Here is a 14,150-nt window from a genome sequence, read left to right on the forward strand (position 1 = left end):
GGGAGCGACCCCGTCGACGCCGGGGTTCGGCGGGCGCCACCGCCGTTTTTACAGCTGCCCGGGCGCTCGGATTCGGCCCCGCGCGCGGCGAGACCCAGGCCTGCCGAACGACCTTGCGCCACAGGCGCTTTGCGGCGCAGGGGCTTCACGGCACAGGCGTTTCGCGACGCAGAGGCTTCACACGGCGCAGGCGCTTTGCGGCGGGGGCGCTTTACGACGTAGGGGCTTTACGACGTAGGGGCTTTACGCCCCAGGGAGGCCAACCCGCCAAGCGACCTCGCCCCGCAGGAGGACCCGGCCCTCGGAAGAGCGCGACCGCCCGTGCGGGCATCATCGCCGTTTCGACGTCCGGCCCGGCAACGAGCTCCGCGCGCGGGGAGGCCTCGGCCCGCCGACCTTCCTTGCGACGCACGGGCCTTGCAGTACAGGGAGGGCCTTGCAGCGCAGGGAGGTCCGGTCCGCTGAGCGGCCTCGCCGCGCGAGAGGCCGGGCCCGTCAGTCCGCCTCGCCTCGCAGGCGGGCCCGGCCCGGCTCTCAAGGAGAGCCTGACCGCCAACAGCCTTGTGCCGCATGGAGTTGTCGGCCGGAACCCCTTTCCCCATTGGTTGCCTTCCAGCACTATGGTCACCCGCCAGACTGGCCGGTACGTCAGGAGTCCGGCAGGCGTGAGGGCGCGGGCGAGGAGGCGGGCGGATGGTGCGGGCCCGGGACGAGCGGACGGACGACGACGCCGAGGACCACGGGAGCGGCGGGAGCGGCGGTGCCGAGGACGGCGGCGTGCACGCCGGTGCGTCCGACACCCGCCTCACCGAACTGCTGCGCGCCCCCACCCCCACCGCCTACCCGGCACTGCGCGAACTGCGAAGACGCCACCGGCCTGCGGTCCTCACCTACGCCCGCCTGTGCACCGCGCACGACTCCGCCGCACGGCAGCTGACGGCCCAGACCTTCACCCTCGCCGCCCAGGAGACGGCACGCGGCACCGACCCGGCCGGACCGTGGCGGCACCAACTCCTCCTGCTGGCGGTGCGGGTGGCCGCCGCGTGGGCCGAGGACGAGCGCGCCGTCCGCCTCGACCCCGGTCTGCTCATCCTGCTGCGCGCGGAGGGTCCCGACGGCCCGGTCCCGCCGTTGCTCGCCGCCTTCCGGTCACTCCCCTCCAGGGTCCGGGGCCTCGTCTGGTACGGGGTCGTGGAGCGCGAGCCCGAGGACACCACCGCCGGATACCTCGGGCTCAGCCGCCAGGACGTGACGTACGAGACGGAGTCGGCTCTCCAGGCGCTCCGCCAGGCCTGTCTGCGGACCCGCCTCGCCGCCTCCGACGATCCACGCTGCCAGGACTTCCGCCGGCTGATCGAGGAATCGGTACGCCCCGACAACGCCCGCCACAGCGCCGACCTGCACGACCACATGGCGCACTGCGTGCACTGCACCACCGCACACGAGGATCTGTCGGCCCTGCGGGACGACCCGCGTAAGGCGGCGGCGGAGGGCCTGCTGCCGTGGGCCGGAACGCGGTACGCCCGGGACCGTACGGACCCCGTACCCGACTCCGGCACCCGCCGCCCCGCCCCGGTTCCGGCGCTGTGGCCCCCGTCCCGCCGCCTCGTGCTGGCCTCGGCCGCCCTGGGCGTGGCCCTGGCTCCGCTGCTGCTCTTCCTGCTGTCCTCGGGCGGTTCCCAGCCCCGGCGGGCGGCGGACGCCGTCACCACCCCAACGAGCCCGCCACCACAAGTGACGGCGACGGCAACGGTGTCGGTCACCCCGTCGCCGCCACCCCCGTCCAAGTCCCCGACTCCGACGAAGAGTTCATCCCCGTCGAAGAAGCCGACCCCCTCGAAGTCGTCGTCGCCCACTCCCGCCCCGGCTCCCCCACCGAACGGCAGCTACGCCCAGGTCGTGAACCTCACCACGGGCCGTTGCCTGGACATCCGGGACGGCGACCTGGCGAAGGGCACGGACGCCGTCACCGCCTCCTGCACCTCGGCCCGCACCCAGCGCTGGCGCGTCGACACCGACCGGGGCGTCCTGCAGTCGTACGCGGACCCCGACTTCTGCCTGGACAGCCGCGGCGCGACCGACGACGGCGTGGGCATCTGGGAATGCGACTCGGTCGACGGCAGCAACGGCCAGAACCTGAGGTTCGCGGTGACCGCGGCCGGCGTGATCCGACCGGGCATCGCCCCGGACCACGCGCTGACGCCGGCCGGCGGCGAAGGCCTGGCCCTGTCCCCGGACACCGGGCAGGCGGAACAGCGGTGGCGGGCGGGGGCGGCCCCGGCGGCCTGAGGCCGATCGCCCAAGTACCTTCCTCGTAGCGCCCGATTCGGCCTCGTAACGCCCGATTCGGCCTCGCACCCCCGGGAAGGGCCTCGCACCCCGGGAGGGCCCCGCACCAACTTTGGTCGCGGCCCCCCACCCCGGCGTCATCCCTTGGTCGGCCGCCGCACGACCGTCGACCGATATCGGGACGTGTCAGGACCTTCTTAGCGTGGGTTCATGACAATCGCCAGCAACGCGAGCAAAGAGAAGCCCGTTCGGCGCGGGGGCGTACGGGTCGAGGAGCGGGCGCTCGCACCCGACCTCGCGCGCGGCTTCATGTTGCTGCTCATCGTCCTTTCCAACACGGCCTTCCATCTCTGGGCGGCGCGGAGCGGACCTTCGGGATGGCAGCCGGTGGACGGCTCGTGGCTCGACCACGCGGTGCAGTTCACCATGATCACCGTGCTGGACCTGCGGATCTATCCGCTCTTCGCGTTCCTCTTCGGCTACGGGATGATGCAGCTCTATCTGCGGCAGACGACCGCGGGCACCTCCGAACGGGACACGGCCCGGATCCTGCGCAGGCGCAGTCTCTGGCTGATCGTCATCGGCCTGACGCACTCCACTCTGCTGATGGCGGGCGACATCGTCGGCTACTACGGAGTGCTGAGCCTCGTCCTCGGCCTCGTCTTCCTGCGGCGGAGCGAACGCGCACTGAAGTGGTGGATCTGGATCGGTGCCGTCCAGCTGGTCTTCGTGTCGCTGCAGCCGGTCGTATCGGCTCTGCTCGAGGGAGAGTTGGGGTCCCTGGGAAACGCCGCCGACGCGGATGCGGGTTACGTGGCGTATGCCTCGGAGGAGAAGAGCTGGCTCGACGCGGCCGGCACCCGCGTGTCCACCGGCCTGTACGTCACCTCCGGCGGCCTGCTCGCACTCGTGGGCGGCGGCTACGTCATCTTCCTGCTCGGTTTCTGGGCGGCCCGCCGCCGTGTCCTGGAAGAACCCTGGCGCCATCGGACCCTGCTGCGCGGCACGGCCGTCATCGGCATCACGGTCGGCTGGCTCGGCGCACTGCCCGCCGCGCTCGCCCACGTCGGCGCCCTCGACGTACCGGACGACGCGCAGAGCGAGACGGGAGCGCTCTACGCACTCCGGGAACTCACGGGCAACGCCGCCGGACTCGGCTACGTCGCCGCCGTCGCCCTGTTCGCGCACTGGTGGACGGGCAGGAGGGCCCGCCGGGGTTCAACGGCCGTGGCGGCGGTCTCGGCGGTCGGCAAGCGGTCCCTGTCCTGCTACCTCGCACACTCGCTGCTCTTCGCCCCGGTGCTGGCCGCCTGGGGCCTCGGGCTGGGCGAACACCTGACCAGCGCGACCATGGCGCTCTTCGCGGTCGGCGTCTGGCTGATCACCGTGGCGGGGGCGTACGCCCTGGAGCGCGCCGGACGCCGCGGTCCGGCCGAAGCGGTACTGCGCCGGCTGATGTACGGGGCGCGGGGCCGGGCTGGGTGACGCGGCCGAGCTGGGCCCCTCGGGGGATGGGGCCCAGCCCGGCGGTGTGACTTGGCTTGGTCGCTGCCGAGCGTTCCGGGGGACGGTGACACGACGTCCGCGGGTTGTGTGTGGCTGGTCGTGGAGTTCCCAACGCCTCTGACAGGGCGGACGGAGCAACTGTGGCGGACGGGGGGGCGGGCTGACTCGCCCCTCACCTCTCGCCCCTCGCCGTGAAGCCGTACGACTCAAGCACCCTCGGCGAACAGCTCCCACGCGTCGCTGACCTGGTAGGAGCGTTCGAGCCAGGTGCCGAGTTCGTCCATGTCGGTGGAGGCGAGAACACGCTCGCGGACGGCATCCGGTACGTCGATCCGGCGCCACTGAAGATTACGCAGAACGCTCTCCGCCCTTTCCTGGGCCCGCCCCTCCTCTCGGCCTTCCTCACGGCCTTCCTCACGGCCTTCCTCACGTACCTGCTCGGCGAGCGGGTGCCGCCAGAAGTACTGGATCGCCGTCATCAGGTCCCTCCACATCTGCTGTGCCTGGGGATCTGCCAGGCATGAGTCGACGAACTGCACGAAGACCGCGGCACTGTCCGCGTCAATGGTCCGCAGGGCGGCTGCCAGGGATTCCAGTATGGCGGCGGAGCGCGGACCGCGGCCATGTGTCATGGCCGAGAGCACCGCAAGAGGTACGTCCCGTGCGGCCTCCCGCTCGTCCACGATCACCGGCACGTTGTCCGGGCCGAGCACGAACGGGCGCACCGTCAGCGAGGGGCACCCCCGCACCCCGAAGTGAATAGGCTCCGCCGCCCAGCGGGCCGTGGCGCTGCTCTGGGTGACGACGATGAGAACCGGCTCGCAGCGGTACTTCTCGTACAGGTAACTGAGGTAGTACGGCCAGCTGCCGCGTTTCCTCTCGTCCGGCTTGCCCTGCGACTCCACAACTAGGAGATACGTGCCCTCATCGGTCCCCGCCCGCAGCAGCGTGTCCACGCGTCGCTCGACCGGCTCGATTTCGGTGAGGTCCACGTTCATCGCGGCGAACTCGCGCGGCTCGGGGAAGGGGATGCGTAACACGCTCTGCAGGGCACGGGTCAGTAGCGCGGGATCCTTCTGAAAGATCCGGTGCAGTGCCTCGTGTGACGAGCCGACCATCGGCTCTCCTTTCTGTCAGATGTGATCAACGAACTAGACGGCGGCCAGGTCACACCACACGTACTTGCCGCGGCTGCCGTGCCTCGACAGCGGCTGCCAGCCCCAGACGTCGGAGCAGGCACGGATCAGGGCGAGGCCGCGCCCGCCTTCGCGGTCGGTGGCTTCGTCCAACGGGTGTGGCGGTTCCGGCGGTTCGGGGTCCGTGTCCCAGGCGCCGATCCGCAGGACGCCGGCCGACCAGCGGACACGGAGGGTCGCGGGGCCCTTGGTGTGGAGCACGGCGTTGGCGACCAGCTCCGTCGCGAGGAGTTCGGCCGTGTCCACGAGGTGGATCAGGCCGTGCACAGTGAGGATCAGACGGAGGGTGCGGCGACAGATGGTGACGGCGCGCGGGTCGTTGGGAACGGAGAGGGAGTACTCCCAGGGTTCGGTTCCGTTTTCGGGCATGCGGCAGCTCCAGAGGGACAGCAGGGATGGGGACCGCTGCGCGGGGTGGGCGGTGGCGGGGCCGCAGCCGTCGTGGCAGGACGGAGTGGTGCACTTCCGGCATCCCGGAGTTCCGCAGCGTGCACTTCGCGTCACTGACCGTAGGTATGAAAGTTAGTACCACGCAAGCCGTTCGCGTAATCTGACGCCAAACGGGGCACCCCAGCCACCGAGTTGAACCAGGAGCTGTACATGGCGACACGGCGACATCCCACGGCACGGCAGGCGCGCCTGGGCGCCGAGCTACGCAAGCTTCGGGATGCCGCAGGGCTGAAGGCGACCGAGGCGGCGACCCTACTGGGGGTGAGCTCGGTCCAGATGAGTCAGATCGAGTCCGGCGTCGCGGGGGTCAGCGAGGAGCGCGTGCGTCGCCTGGCTGCCAACTACGCATGCCCGACAGCCGAGTTGATCGACGCCCTGGTGGCCATGGCCACCGACCGGACACGCGGCTGGTGGGAGGCCTACCGGGGCATCCTTCCCGCTGCCTACCTGGACCTCGCCGAACTGGATCACCACGCGACGTTCCGCCACGACGTGGCGGTCATCCATGTGCCCGGGCTCTTCCAGACGGAGGCTTACGCACGTGCCCTCTTCGCCTATATGAACCCGGAGTTCCCGGAAGACGAGGTGGAGCACCGCGTGAGCCACAGGATGAAGCGGAAGGTGGTCATCGAGGGCCCGGACGCCATCCCGTACGAGACGGTGATCCACGAAGCGGCGCTCCGCATCAAGGTCGCCGGCCGGACGGCTTCGCAGGATCAACTAGCCCGCATCCTGGAGCTGTCCGACGCGGATCACGTCGTCGTGCGCGTCATCCCGTTCGGCTTGGACGACTTCGCAGGTGCCGGAAGCGCAATGGCGCATCTGGGCGGATCGGTGCCTTGCCTGGACACCGTGGTGCGCGACGCCCCGCACGGAACGGCATTCGTCGACTCCGGAGCCCAACTGGAGCATTTTCGAAAGCTGTTCCGTAGGGTGAAGGAAGCGTCGCTCACCCCCGAGCAGTCTCGCGACCTCATCCACCAGCTGGCCAAGGAACTGTAGGGAGCAGCTATGACCACCCCCGCCCATTGGCAGAAGTCGTCCTTCTCCGGCGGCGGTGAAGGCAACGACTGCGTCGAACTGGCGGCCACCACCGGAGACCACCTCCGCCTCCGAGAGAGCGACGAACCCGGCACCGAACTCACGATGGCCGCCGCCCCGTTGGCCCACCTCATACGCGGCGTGAAGGCAGGCCTGTTCCGTACAACCGCCTGATCACAACCCACCGTCGGCTTCATCGAGGTCATCCAGGAGGCCCCCGGAGGGCGACGCGCCACCAAACCACCCCGGTGGCAACGGGTCAGACCACACGGACCCCGCGCCGCCACACCCCCGACACCAGCGGCACCCCCGGCCGGTACGCCAGGTGGACATGGCTCGGGGCGTCCAGCAGTGCCAGGTCGGCGTAGGCGCCCGGGGTGAGCCGGCCGATGTCCGTGCGCCGCAGGGCCGCCGCGCCTCCCGCCGTCGCCGACCACACCGCCTCGTCCGGGGTCATACCCATGTCCCGTACCGCGAGCGCGACGCAGAACGGGACCGAGGACGTGAAGGACGAGCCCGGATTGCAGTCGGTGGACAGGGCCACGGTCACGCCCGCGTCGAGCAGGCGCCGGGCGTTCGGCCACTCGGCGCGGGTGGAGAACTCGGCGCCGGGCAGCAGCGTCGCGACGGTCGTGCCGTTGGCCAGCGCGTCCACGTCCGCGTCCGTCAGGTGCGTGCAGTGGTCCGCGCTCGCCGCGTCCAGTTCGACCGCGAGCTGGACGCCCGGGCCGTACGTGAGCTGGTTGGCGTGGACGCGCGGGTGCAGGCCCTTCGCCTTGCCCGCCGTGAGGATCGCGCGGGCCTGGTCGCCGTCGAAGGCCCCCTTCTCGCAGAAGACGTCGATCCAACGGGCGTACGGGGCACAGGCGTCGAGCATCTCGCCGGTGACCAGAGCGACGTACGCGGCCGGGTCGTCGGCGTAGTCGGGCGAGACGATGTGCGCGCCGAGGTAGGTGACCTCGTCGGTGTGGCGGGCGGCGATGCGCAGGGCGCGGGCCTCGTCCTCGACGGTCAGGCCGTAGCCGGACTTCGTCTCGAAGGTGGTCGTGCCCTGGCGGAGGGCCTCGGCGAGGTAGTGCGTGAGGTTGCGCTCCAGCTCCGCGTCCGTCGCGGCGCGGGTGGCGGCGACGGTCGTACGGATGCCGCCCGCGCTGTAGGCCCGGCCGGACATGCGGGCGTTGAACTCCTGGGTGCGGTCGCCCGCGAAGACGAGGTGCGAGTGGGAGTCGACGAAGCCCGGGATCACCGCCCGTCCACCGGCGTCGACCCGATTGTCAGTGGCGGGTGCTTCTCTTGAATCACCGGTCCACGCGATGCGGTCGCCGTCGATGACGACGGCCGCGTCCTGGATCAGACCGAGGGGGGATCCGTCACCGAGGGAGGGGTCGTTGGTGACCAGGCTTGCGATGTTGGTGATGACGGTCGTGCCGGTTGTGCCGGTCGTGCTGCTCATGGCGTCCTCATGGGCGGTCGGGTCGAGGGAAGCGGGACGAGCGGGGAAAACGGGAGAGGTGCGGGAAGCGGGGGCAGCAGGGGAAACGGGGGAAACGGAAGTCAGCCGCGCAGGGCTTCGACGGCGGCCGCGAGGGCCTGCGGCACGTTCGGTACGAGGGTGTGCGCCCCGTCTCGTACGACATGGCGGCCGGCCACGACCGTATGGCGCACGTCGGCCGCAGTCGCGGCGAATACGGCCGTCTCGGCGCCGAGGCGCGGCAGCGGTCCCGCTGTCCTGACCGAGTCGAGTGCGACGGTCGTGAAGTCGGCGAGGGCGCCGGGCTCCAGGGTGCCCGCCTGATCCCAGCCGAGGGCCGCGTGACCGTCCGCCGACGCCGCCCGCAGCAGGGCGGCGGCCGTCCAGTGGCCGCGGGTGCGGGTGCGCAGGCGCTCGTTCAGCTCCATCGCGCGCGCCTCTTCGAGCAGGTCGATGACGGCGTGGCTGTCGGAGCCGAGGGAGAGCGGCGAGCCCGCCTTCTGGAGCGTGGCCGCCGGTCCGATGCCGTCGGCGAGATCGCGCTCGGTGGTGGGACACATGCAGGTCCCCGTCCCGGAACCGCCGAGCAGCGCGATGTCCCCGTCGGTGAGGTGTGTGTTGTGGACGCCCGTCGTGCGCGGGCCGAGCACACCGTGGTCGGCGAGCAGCCGGGTGGGCGTGCGGCCGTGCGCCTCCTGGCAGGCGTCGTTCTCCGCCGTCTGCTCGGACAGATGCACATGGAGCGGGGCCCGCCGCTCCTCGGCCCACCCCGCCACCGTCGCCAACTCCCGTGCCGGCACGGCCCGTACGGAGTGGATGGCCGCCCCGATCCGCACGTGATCCCGGTCCTTGAGAACTGAACAGCGTTCCGCCCAGGCCTCCGCGGTGCCGTCGGAGAAGCGGAGCTGATGCCGGTTCGGAGCCTGTCCGAAGCCGGACGAGAGATAGGCGGTGTCGAGGAGCGTGATGCGGATGCCCGCGTCCGCCGCGGCCTCGATGAGCGCCTCGCCCATGGCGTTCGGGTCGGCGTAGGGGGTGCCGCCGGGCGCGTGGTGGACGTAGTGGAACTCGCCGACCGCCGTGACACCGGCGAGGGCCATCTCGGCGTACACGGCCCGGGCGAGTGCGTGGTACGTCTCCGGGGTGAGCCGGTCCGCGAAGGAGTACATGACCTCGCGCCAGGTCCAGAAGGTGCCGGAGCCGACCTGGACGGTGCCGCGCAGGGCGCGGTGGAAGGCGTGGCTGTGCGCGTTGGCAAGCCCGGGGAGGGTGAGCCCGCGGAGGATCTCGGCGCCGGGGGGCTGGGCCTCGGTGCCGGTGCGGACAGCCGTGATCCGCCCGTCCGTGACCTCGACGGCCACACCCGGCTCGACGTGGGTGTCGAGCCAGGCGTGTTCCAGCCAGTACGTCTGCGTCACCTGCGGACCAGCCCTTCCAGTACGTCGGCGAGTGCGGTCACCCCGGCCACGCAGTCGTCCTCGGCGGCGTGCTCGGCCGGCGAGTGCGAGACGCCTGTGGGGTTGCGTACGAACAGCATGGCGGTCGGGACCGTGCCGGAGAGGATTCCGGCGTCGTGTCCGGCACCCGTACCCAGAACGGGGACGTTGAGCCCGGCGTCCTTGCCGAGGATGCGGGCGAGTTCGTCGCGCAGGGCGTGCTCGAACTCGATGACCGGGGTGAAGGACTCGCGGACGACATCGAGTTGGATGCCGTGCGCGTCGGCGTACTCGCGGGCCGCCTTCTCGATGCCGGTGACGACCGTGTCGAGGCTCGCCTGGTCGGCGGCACGCGAATCGAGCCAGCCGCGGACGAGGGAGGGGATGGCGTTGACGCCGTTCGGCTCGACGGAGATCTTGCCGAAGGTGGCGACGGCACCCGCGAGCTGGGCCTCCCGCCGGGCCGCCAGGACCGTCTCCGCGTACGACAGCATGGGATCCCGGCGGTCCACGAGCCGAGTGGTTCCCGCGTGGTTGGCCTCGCCCCGGAAGTCGAACCGCCAGCGGCCGTGCGGCCAGATGGCACTGGCGAGGCCGACCTGGTCGCCGGAGAGGTCGAGGGCACGGCCCTGCTCCACATGCAGTTCGACGAAGGCGCCGATCCGGGCGAGGCGTTCCGGGTCGGGACCGATGGCCGCCGGGTCGTACCCGGCACGCTCCATCGCCTGCGGGAGGCTGATCCCGTCGCCGTCCGTGAGCCGATGGGCCTGCTCAACGGTCAGCTGCCCGACCGCGAGCCGCGACCCCACACAGGCCAGCCCGAAGCGGGCGCCCTCCTCGTCACCGAAGTTGACGATCGCGAGGGGTCTGGCGAACTCGACGCCACGCGCACGGAGTTCGTCCAGCGCGGCGAAGGACGACACGACACCGAGGGGCCCGTCGAAGGCGCCACCGTCCGGTACGGAGTCGAGATGGGACCCGGTGACCACGGCGTCCCCGGCAGCGGAATCCCCGAGCCACGCCCACTGGTTCCCGTTCCGGTCCAGCTCGTAGGTCAGCCCGCGGGCCTCGGCCTGCTCCTGGAACCAGGCCCGGCAGTCGGCATCGGCGGCCGTCCAGGCGAACCGCCGGTAACCACCGGAGTCAGGGTGCCGCCCGATGGGTTCGAGGTCCCGCCACATCTCACGAAAGGAGGGAGGGGCCTTCGGGCCCGGTCCGGCCACTTCCAGCCCGTCCGGCGTTTGAGGACGAGGCCGTCCAGGCCGATCGGGGGCCTGGGGGCGGAGCCCCCAGCGGGGCCCAGGGGCAGAGCCCCCTGTTTCGGGAAGGGGCGGGGTGGGGAAAGAACCCCGCCCCCCGCCACGCGCCCCGCTCACTCGCCCTCCCGCATCGGCACCCGCACGCCACGCTCGTCCGCCACCGACTCAGCGATGTCGTACCCGGCATCGACATGCCGGATGACCCCCATGCCGGGGTCATTGGTCAGCACGCGCCGGATCTTCTCGCCGGCGAGCGGCGTGCCGTCGGCCACGGTCACCTGACCGGCGTGGATGGAACGGCCCATACCCACACCCCCGCCGTGGTGGATCGACACCCAGGACGCCCCCGAGGCGACGTTGACCATGGCGTTGAGCAGCGGCCAGTCGGCGATCGCGTCCGAACCGTCGAGCATGGCCTCGGTCTCACGGTACGGAGAGGCGACGGAACCGGCGTCGAGGTGGTCGCGGCCGATGACCAGCGGAGCCGCCAGTTCGCCCGAGGCGACCATGTCGTTGAAGCGCTCGCCGGCCTTGTCGCGCTCGCCGTAGCCGAGCCAGCAGATACGGGCGGGCAGTCCCTGGAAGTGGACGCGCTCGCCGGCCAGCTTGATCCAGCGGTGCAGGGATTCGTTCTCCGGGAAGAGGTCGAGGATCGCCTTGTCGGTCTTGTGGATGTCGGAGGCCTCGCCGGACAGGGCGGCCCAGCGAAAGGGGCCCTTGCCCTCGCTGAACAGCGGCCGGATGTAGGCGGGCACGAAACCGGGGAAGGCGAACGCCCGGTCGTAACCGGCGAGTTGGGCCTCGCCGCGAATGGAGTTGCCGTAGTCGAAGACCTCGGCTCCGGCGTCCATGAAGCCGACCATGGCCTCCACGTGCCGGGCCATGGACTCACGCGCCCGGGTGGTGAAGCCGGCCGGGTCCTTGGCCGCGTACGAGGCCATGTCGTCGAAGTCGACGCCCGTGGGCAGGTAGGCCAGTGGGTCGTGGGCCGAGGTCTGGTCGGTCACGATGTCGACCGGGGCGCCCTCGGCGAGCATGCGGGGCAGCAGGTCGGCCGCGTTGCCGAGCAGCCCGATGGAGAGCGGCCTGCGGGCGTCGCGGGCCTCGACGGCGAGCTGGAGGGCGTGCTCCAGGGAGTCGGCCGCCACGTCCAGGTAGCGGTGCTCGATGCGGCGCTCGATCGCGCGCGGGTCGACGTCGATACAGATCGCGACGCCGTCGTTCATGGTGACGGCGAGCGGCTGGGCGCCGCCCATACCACCCAGCCCGGCGGTCAGCGTGATCGTCCCGGCCAGCGTCCCGCCGAACTTCTTCGCGGCGACGGCGGCGAACGTCTCGTAGGTGCCCTGGAGGATGCCCTGGGTGCCGATGTAGATCCACGACCCGGCCGTCATCTGCCCGTACATGGTGAGGCCGAGGGCCTCCAGGCGCCGGAACTCCTCCCAGTTCGCCCAGTCGCCGACCAGGTTGGAGTTGGCGATGAGCACGCGCGGCGCCCATTCGTGGGTCTGCATGACGCCGACCGGCCGGCCGGACTGGACGAGCATCGTCTCGTCCTGCTTCAGCGTCCGCAGCGTACGGACCATGGCGTCGAAGGAGCGCCAGTCACGGGCGGCCTTGCCGGTGCCGCCGTAGACGACGAGCTTGTCGGGGTGTTCGGCGACCTCGGGGTCGAGGTTGTTCTGCAGCATCCGCAGGGCGGCTTCCTGCTGCCATCCCAGGGCGCTCAGTTCCGTACCGCGCGGTGCTCGGACGGGGCGGGGTCCTGACATGGTCTGCCTCCTGGCGGGCTGGTGGGTACTCCGGCGATGCTGTCGATATTCACATCCTTACTTCCTGAATAGAACTAGTCAATACATTCATGGGTCGGCACGGGCGCGGCGCGGATGTTTGGCTGGATGTATGGCGGCATACACAGGCACAGGAGATGCGGACGCGACGGGCGAAACGCCTGACGGAGCACCGGCTCCGGACCGGGCACCCGGCGGGGGTCCCGACGGGGCACCGAACGGGACTCCCGACAGGAGACCGCAGGCGGCGACGGACGGGGGCGCGCGGCGGGACGAGGCCGTCCGCGCGGCCGTGGAACAGGGGCTCGTCGGCCCCACCACCCCCATCATCGGACTCCTCGACATCACCGGCATCCGGACCTCGGCGGCGGCCCTGCGGGCGGCCTTCGACGCGGTGACGGCACCCGGCACGCCCGTGCTGCACGCGTTCGCGGTGAAGGCGACCCCGCTCGTGCCGGTGCTGCGGCTGCTGCACCGGGAGGGCATCGGCGCGGAGGTGGCGAGCCCCGGCGAGCTGGCCCTCGCCCGCGCGGCCGGAGTGCCCCCGGCCCGTACGGTCCTCGACTCGCCCGCCAAGACCCCGGCGGAGCTACGGGAGGCGCTCGCGCTGGGCATCGCGGTCAACGCGGACAACCCGCAGGAGCTGGACCGCATCGACGCGCTGGTCAGGTCGGCATCGACCCGCTCACCGCTGGGGCTGCGGGTGAACCCGCAGGTCGGCGGGGGTTCGATCGGCGCACTGTCCACGGCGACGGCGACCTCGAAGTTCGGGGTCGCGCTACGGGACGAGGGGGCGCGCGAGTGGGTGGTGCGGGCATATCTGGACCGACCGTGGCTGACCCGGCTGCACGCGCACTCCGGTTCGCAGGGCATGCCGCTGGAGCTGATGGCGCGCGGGGTGGCGGAGACGTACGCCCTCGCCGAGGAGATCAACCAGCGGGCCGGGCGGCGGCAGATCGACACGATCGACATCGGCGGCGGGCTGCCGGTGAACTTCGGGTCGGATGTCCACACGCCCTCCTACACGGAGTACGCGCGGGTGCTGGCGTCGACCGTGCCGGGGCTGTTCGACGGGCGGTACGGGCTGGTCACGGAGTTCGGGCGGTCGCTGCTCGCCAAGCACGGGGTGGTGCTGGCGCGGGTCGAGTACGCGAAGTCGGCCGGTGGGCGGGCGATCGCGGTGACGCACGCGGGGGTGCAGGTGGCGGCTCGCACGGTGTACGCGCCCGGGGCCTGGCCGCTGCGGGTGGCCGCGTACGACACGAAGGGGCGGCCGAAGACGGGGCCCGACGTCGTGCAGGACGTGGCGGGTCCCGCCTGCTTCGCGGGTGACCTGCTGGCCGAGGGGCGGTCGATGCCGCTGCTCGAACAGGGCGACTACGCGGCCGCGTTGGACACGGGGGCGTACTACTTCGCGCACCACTACGGGTACAACTCGCTCGCCCGGCCCGGGATCTACGGGTTCGGGCCGGACGGCGCGGGCGGCACAGGTGACACAGGCGGGGTGCGGTTCGCCATGGTTCGTGCGCCGCAGACGCTCGACGAGATCGTGGCGGAGTCGGGAGGGGCGCATGCGGGAGCGTTGACCGGCACGTTCTGAAGTGCCGCGCCGGGGTCGAGCTTCGACGAAGCTCTGAAGAACCTCTGAGACGCGCCCGCGGACGCATCCCCGGCGCACCACCGGGAAGGACTCCCCCGGACGGATCACCGAT

General features: G+C 71.4%; 11 protein-coding genes. 5 read left to right on the forward strand and 6 right to left on the reverse strand.

Annotated elements, in window-relative coordinates:
- Nucleotides 1-693 precede the first annotated feature (693 nt).
- Both AB0I18_RS17215 and AB0I18_RS17220 read left to right on the forward strand, forming a co-directional pair.
- Nucleotides 694-2,289, forward strand: a complete 1,596-nt coding sequence (locus AB0I18_RS17215) for an RICIN domain-containing protein (protein WP_363106306.1) — start codon at nt 694-696, stop codon at nt 2,287-2,289.
- A gap of 210 nt (nt 2,290-2,499) precedes the next feature.
- Entirely contained in the window at nt 2,500-3,774 is a 1,275-nt protein-coding gene (locus AB0I18_RS17220; protein ID WP_363106307.1) for a DUF418 domain-containing protein, read from the forward strand.
- A gap of 227 nt (nt 3,775-4,001) precedes the next feature.
- On the opposite strand, the gene AB0I18_RS17225 is transcribed toward AB0I18_RS17220, so the two are convergent.
- The gene (locus AB0I18_RS17225) at nt 4,002-4,913 is read right to left on the reverse strand and encodes a hypothetical protein (RefSeq protein ID WP_363106308.1); all 912 of its coding nucleotides are present in this window, start codon (nt 4,911-4,913) and stop codon (nt 4,002-4,004) included.
- A gap of 33 nt (nt 4,914-4,946) precedes the next feature.
- Nucleotides 4,947-5,360 (reverse strand): ATP-binding protein, encoded by a 414-nt coding sequence (locus tag AB0I18_RS17230; protein WP_363106309.1) that lies wholly within the window; start codon nt 5,358-5,360, stop codon nt 4,947-4,949.
- A gap of 231 nt (nt 5,361-5,591) precedes the next feature.
- Between AB0I18_RS17230 and AB0I18_RS17235 the strand changes: the two genes are divergently transcribed.
- Both AB0I18_RS17235 and AB0I18_RS17240 read left to right on the forward strand, forming a co-directional pair.
- The gene (locus tag AB0I18_RS17235; protein WP_363106361.1) at nt 5,592-6,443 is read left to right on the forward strand and encodes a helix-turn-helix transcriptional regulator; all 852 of its coding nucleotides are present in this window, start codon (nt 5,592-5,594) and stop codon (nt 6,441-6,443) included.
- A gap of 9 nt (nt 6,444-6,452) precedes the next feature.
- A complete protein-coding gene (locus AB0I18_RS17240; protein ID WP_363106310.1) occupies nt 6,453-6,656 on the forward strand; it encodes a DUF397 domain-containing protein in 204 nt (67 codons plus the stop codon).
- An 85-nt stretch (nt 6,657-6,741) separates the two neighbouring features.
- On the opposite strand, the gene hutI is transcribed toward AB0I18_RS17240, so the two are convergent.
- The 4 genes from hutI to hutU form a co-directional block, all read right to left on the reverse strand.
- The gene (gene hutI, locus AB0I18_RS17245; RefSeq protein ID WP_363106311.1) at nt 6,742-7,935 is read right to left on the reverse strand and encodes an imidazolonepropionase; all 1,194 of its coding nucleotides are present in this window, start codon (nt 7,933-7,935) and stop codon (nt 6,742-6,744) included.
- Nucleotides 7,936-8,036: 101 nt separating this feature from the next.
- A complete protein-coding gene (locus AB0I18_RS17250) occupies nt 8,037-9,371 on the reverse strand; it encodes a formimidoylglutamate deiminase (protein ID WP_363106312.1) in 1,335 nt (444 codons plus the stop codon).
- Entirely contained in the window at nt 9,368-10,570 is a 1,203-nt protein-coding gene (locus AB0I18_RS17255) for an allantoate amidohydrolase (RefSeq protein WP_363106313.1), read from the reverse strand. Before AB0I18_RS17255 ends, AB0I18_RS17250 begins: the two co-directional genes overlap by 4 nt.
- 191 nt (nt 10,571-10,761) lie before the next feature.
- Complete coding sequence (gene hutU / locus AB0I18_RS17260; protein WP_363106314.1) at nt 10,762-12,420, reverse strand: urocanate hydratase; 1,659 nt, start codon at nt 12,418-12,420, stop codon at nt 10,762-10,764.
- A gap of 130 nt (nt 12,421-12,550) precedes the next feature.
- Here hutU and AB0I18_RS17265 point away from each other — a divergent pair, with 130 nt between their 5' ends.
- Nucleotides 12,551-14,038 (forward strand): diaminopimelate decarboxylase, encoded by a 1,488-nt coding sequence (locus AB0I18_RS17265; RefSeq protein ID WP_363106315.1) that lies wholly within the window; start codon nt 12,551-12,553, stop codon nt 14,036-14,038.
- The last annotated feature ends 112 nt before the right edge of the window (nt 14,039-14,150 follow it).

The sequence above is a fragment of the Streptomyces sp. NPDC050704 genome (assembly GCF_040654355.1).
GTDB lineage: Bacteria > Actinomycetota > Actinomycetes > Streptomycetales > Streptomycetaceae > Streptomyces.

Excerpts from the sequence above, each read along its gene's own strand:
- AB0I18_RS17215 (WP_363106306.1), top strand. The coding sequence starts at position 694 with ATGGTGCGGGCCCGGGACGAGCGGACGGACGACGACGCCGAGGACCAC.
- AB0I18_RS17220 (WP_363106307.1), top strand. The coding sequence starts at position 2,500 with ATGACAATCGCCAGCAACGCGAGCAAAGAGAAGCCCGTTCGGCGCGGG.
- AB0I18_RS17225 (WP_363106308.1), bottom strand. The coding sequence starts at position 4,913 with ATGGTCGGCTCGTCACACGAGGCACTGCACCGGATCTTTCAGAAGGAT.
- AB0I18_RS17230 (WP_363106309.1), bottom strand. The coding sequence starts at position 5,360 with ATGCCCGAAAACGGAACCGAACCCTGGGAGTACTCCCTCTCCGTTCCC.
- AB0I18_RS17235 (WP_363106361.1), top strand. The coding sequence starts at position 5,592 with ATGGCGACACGGCGACATCCCACGGCACGGCAGGCGCGCCTGGGCGCC.
- AB0I18_RS17240 (WP_363106310.1), top strand. The coding sequence starts at position 6,453 with ATGACCACCCCCGCCCATTGGCAGAAGTCGTCCTTCTCCGGCGGCGGT.
- hutI (WP_363106311.1), bottom strand. The coding sequence starts at position 7,935 with ATGAGCAGCACGACCGGCACAACCGGCACGACCGTCATCACCAACATC.
- AB0I18_RS17255 (WP_363106313.1), bottom strand. The coding sequence starts at position 10,570 with ATGTGGCGGGACCTCGAACCCATCGGGCGGCACCCTGACTCCGGTGGT.
- hutU (WP_363106314.1), bottom strand. The coding sequence starts at position 12,420 with ATGTCAGGACCCCGCCCCGTCCGAGCACCGCGCGGTACGGAACTGAGC.
- AB0I18_RS17265 (WP_363106315.1), top strand. The coding sequence starts at position 12,551 with ATGGCGGCATACACAGGCACAGGAGATGCGGACGCGACGGGCGAAACG.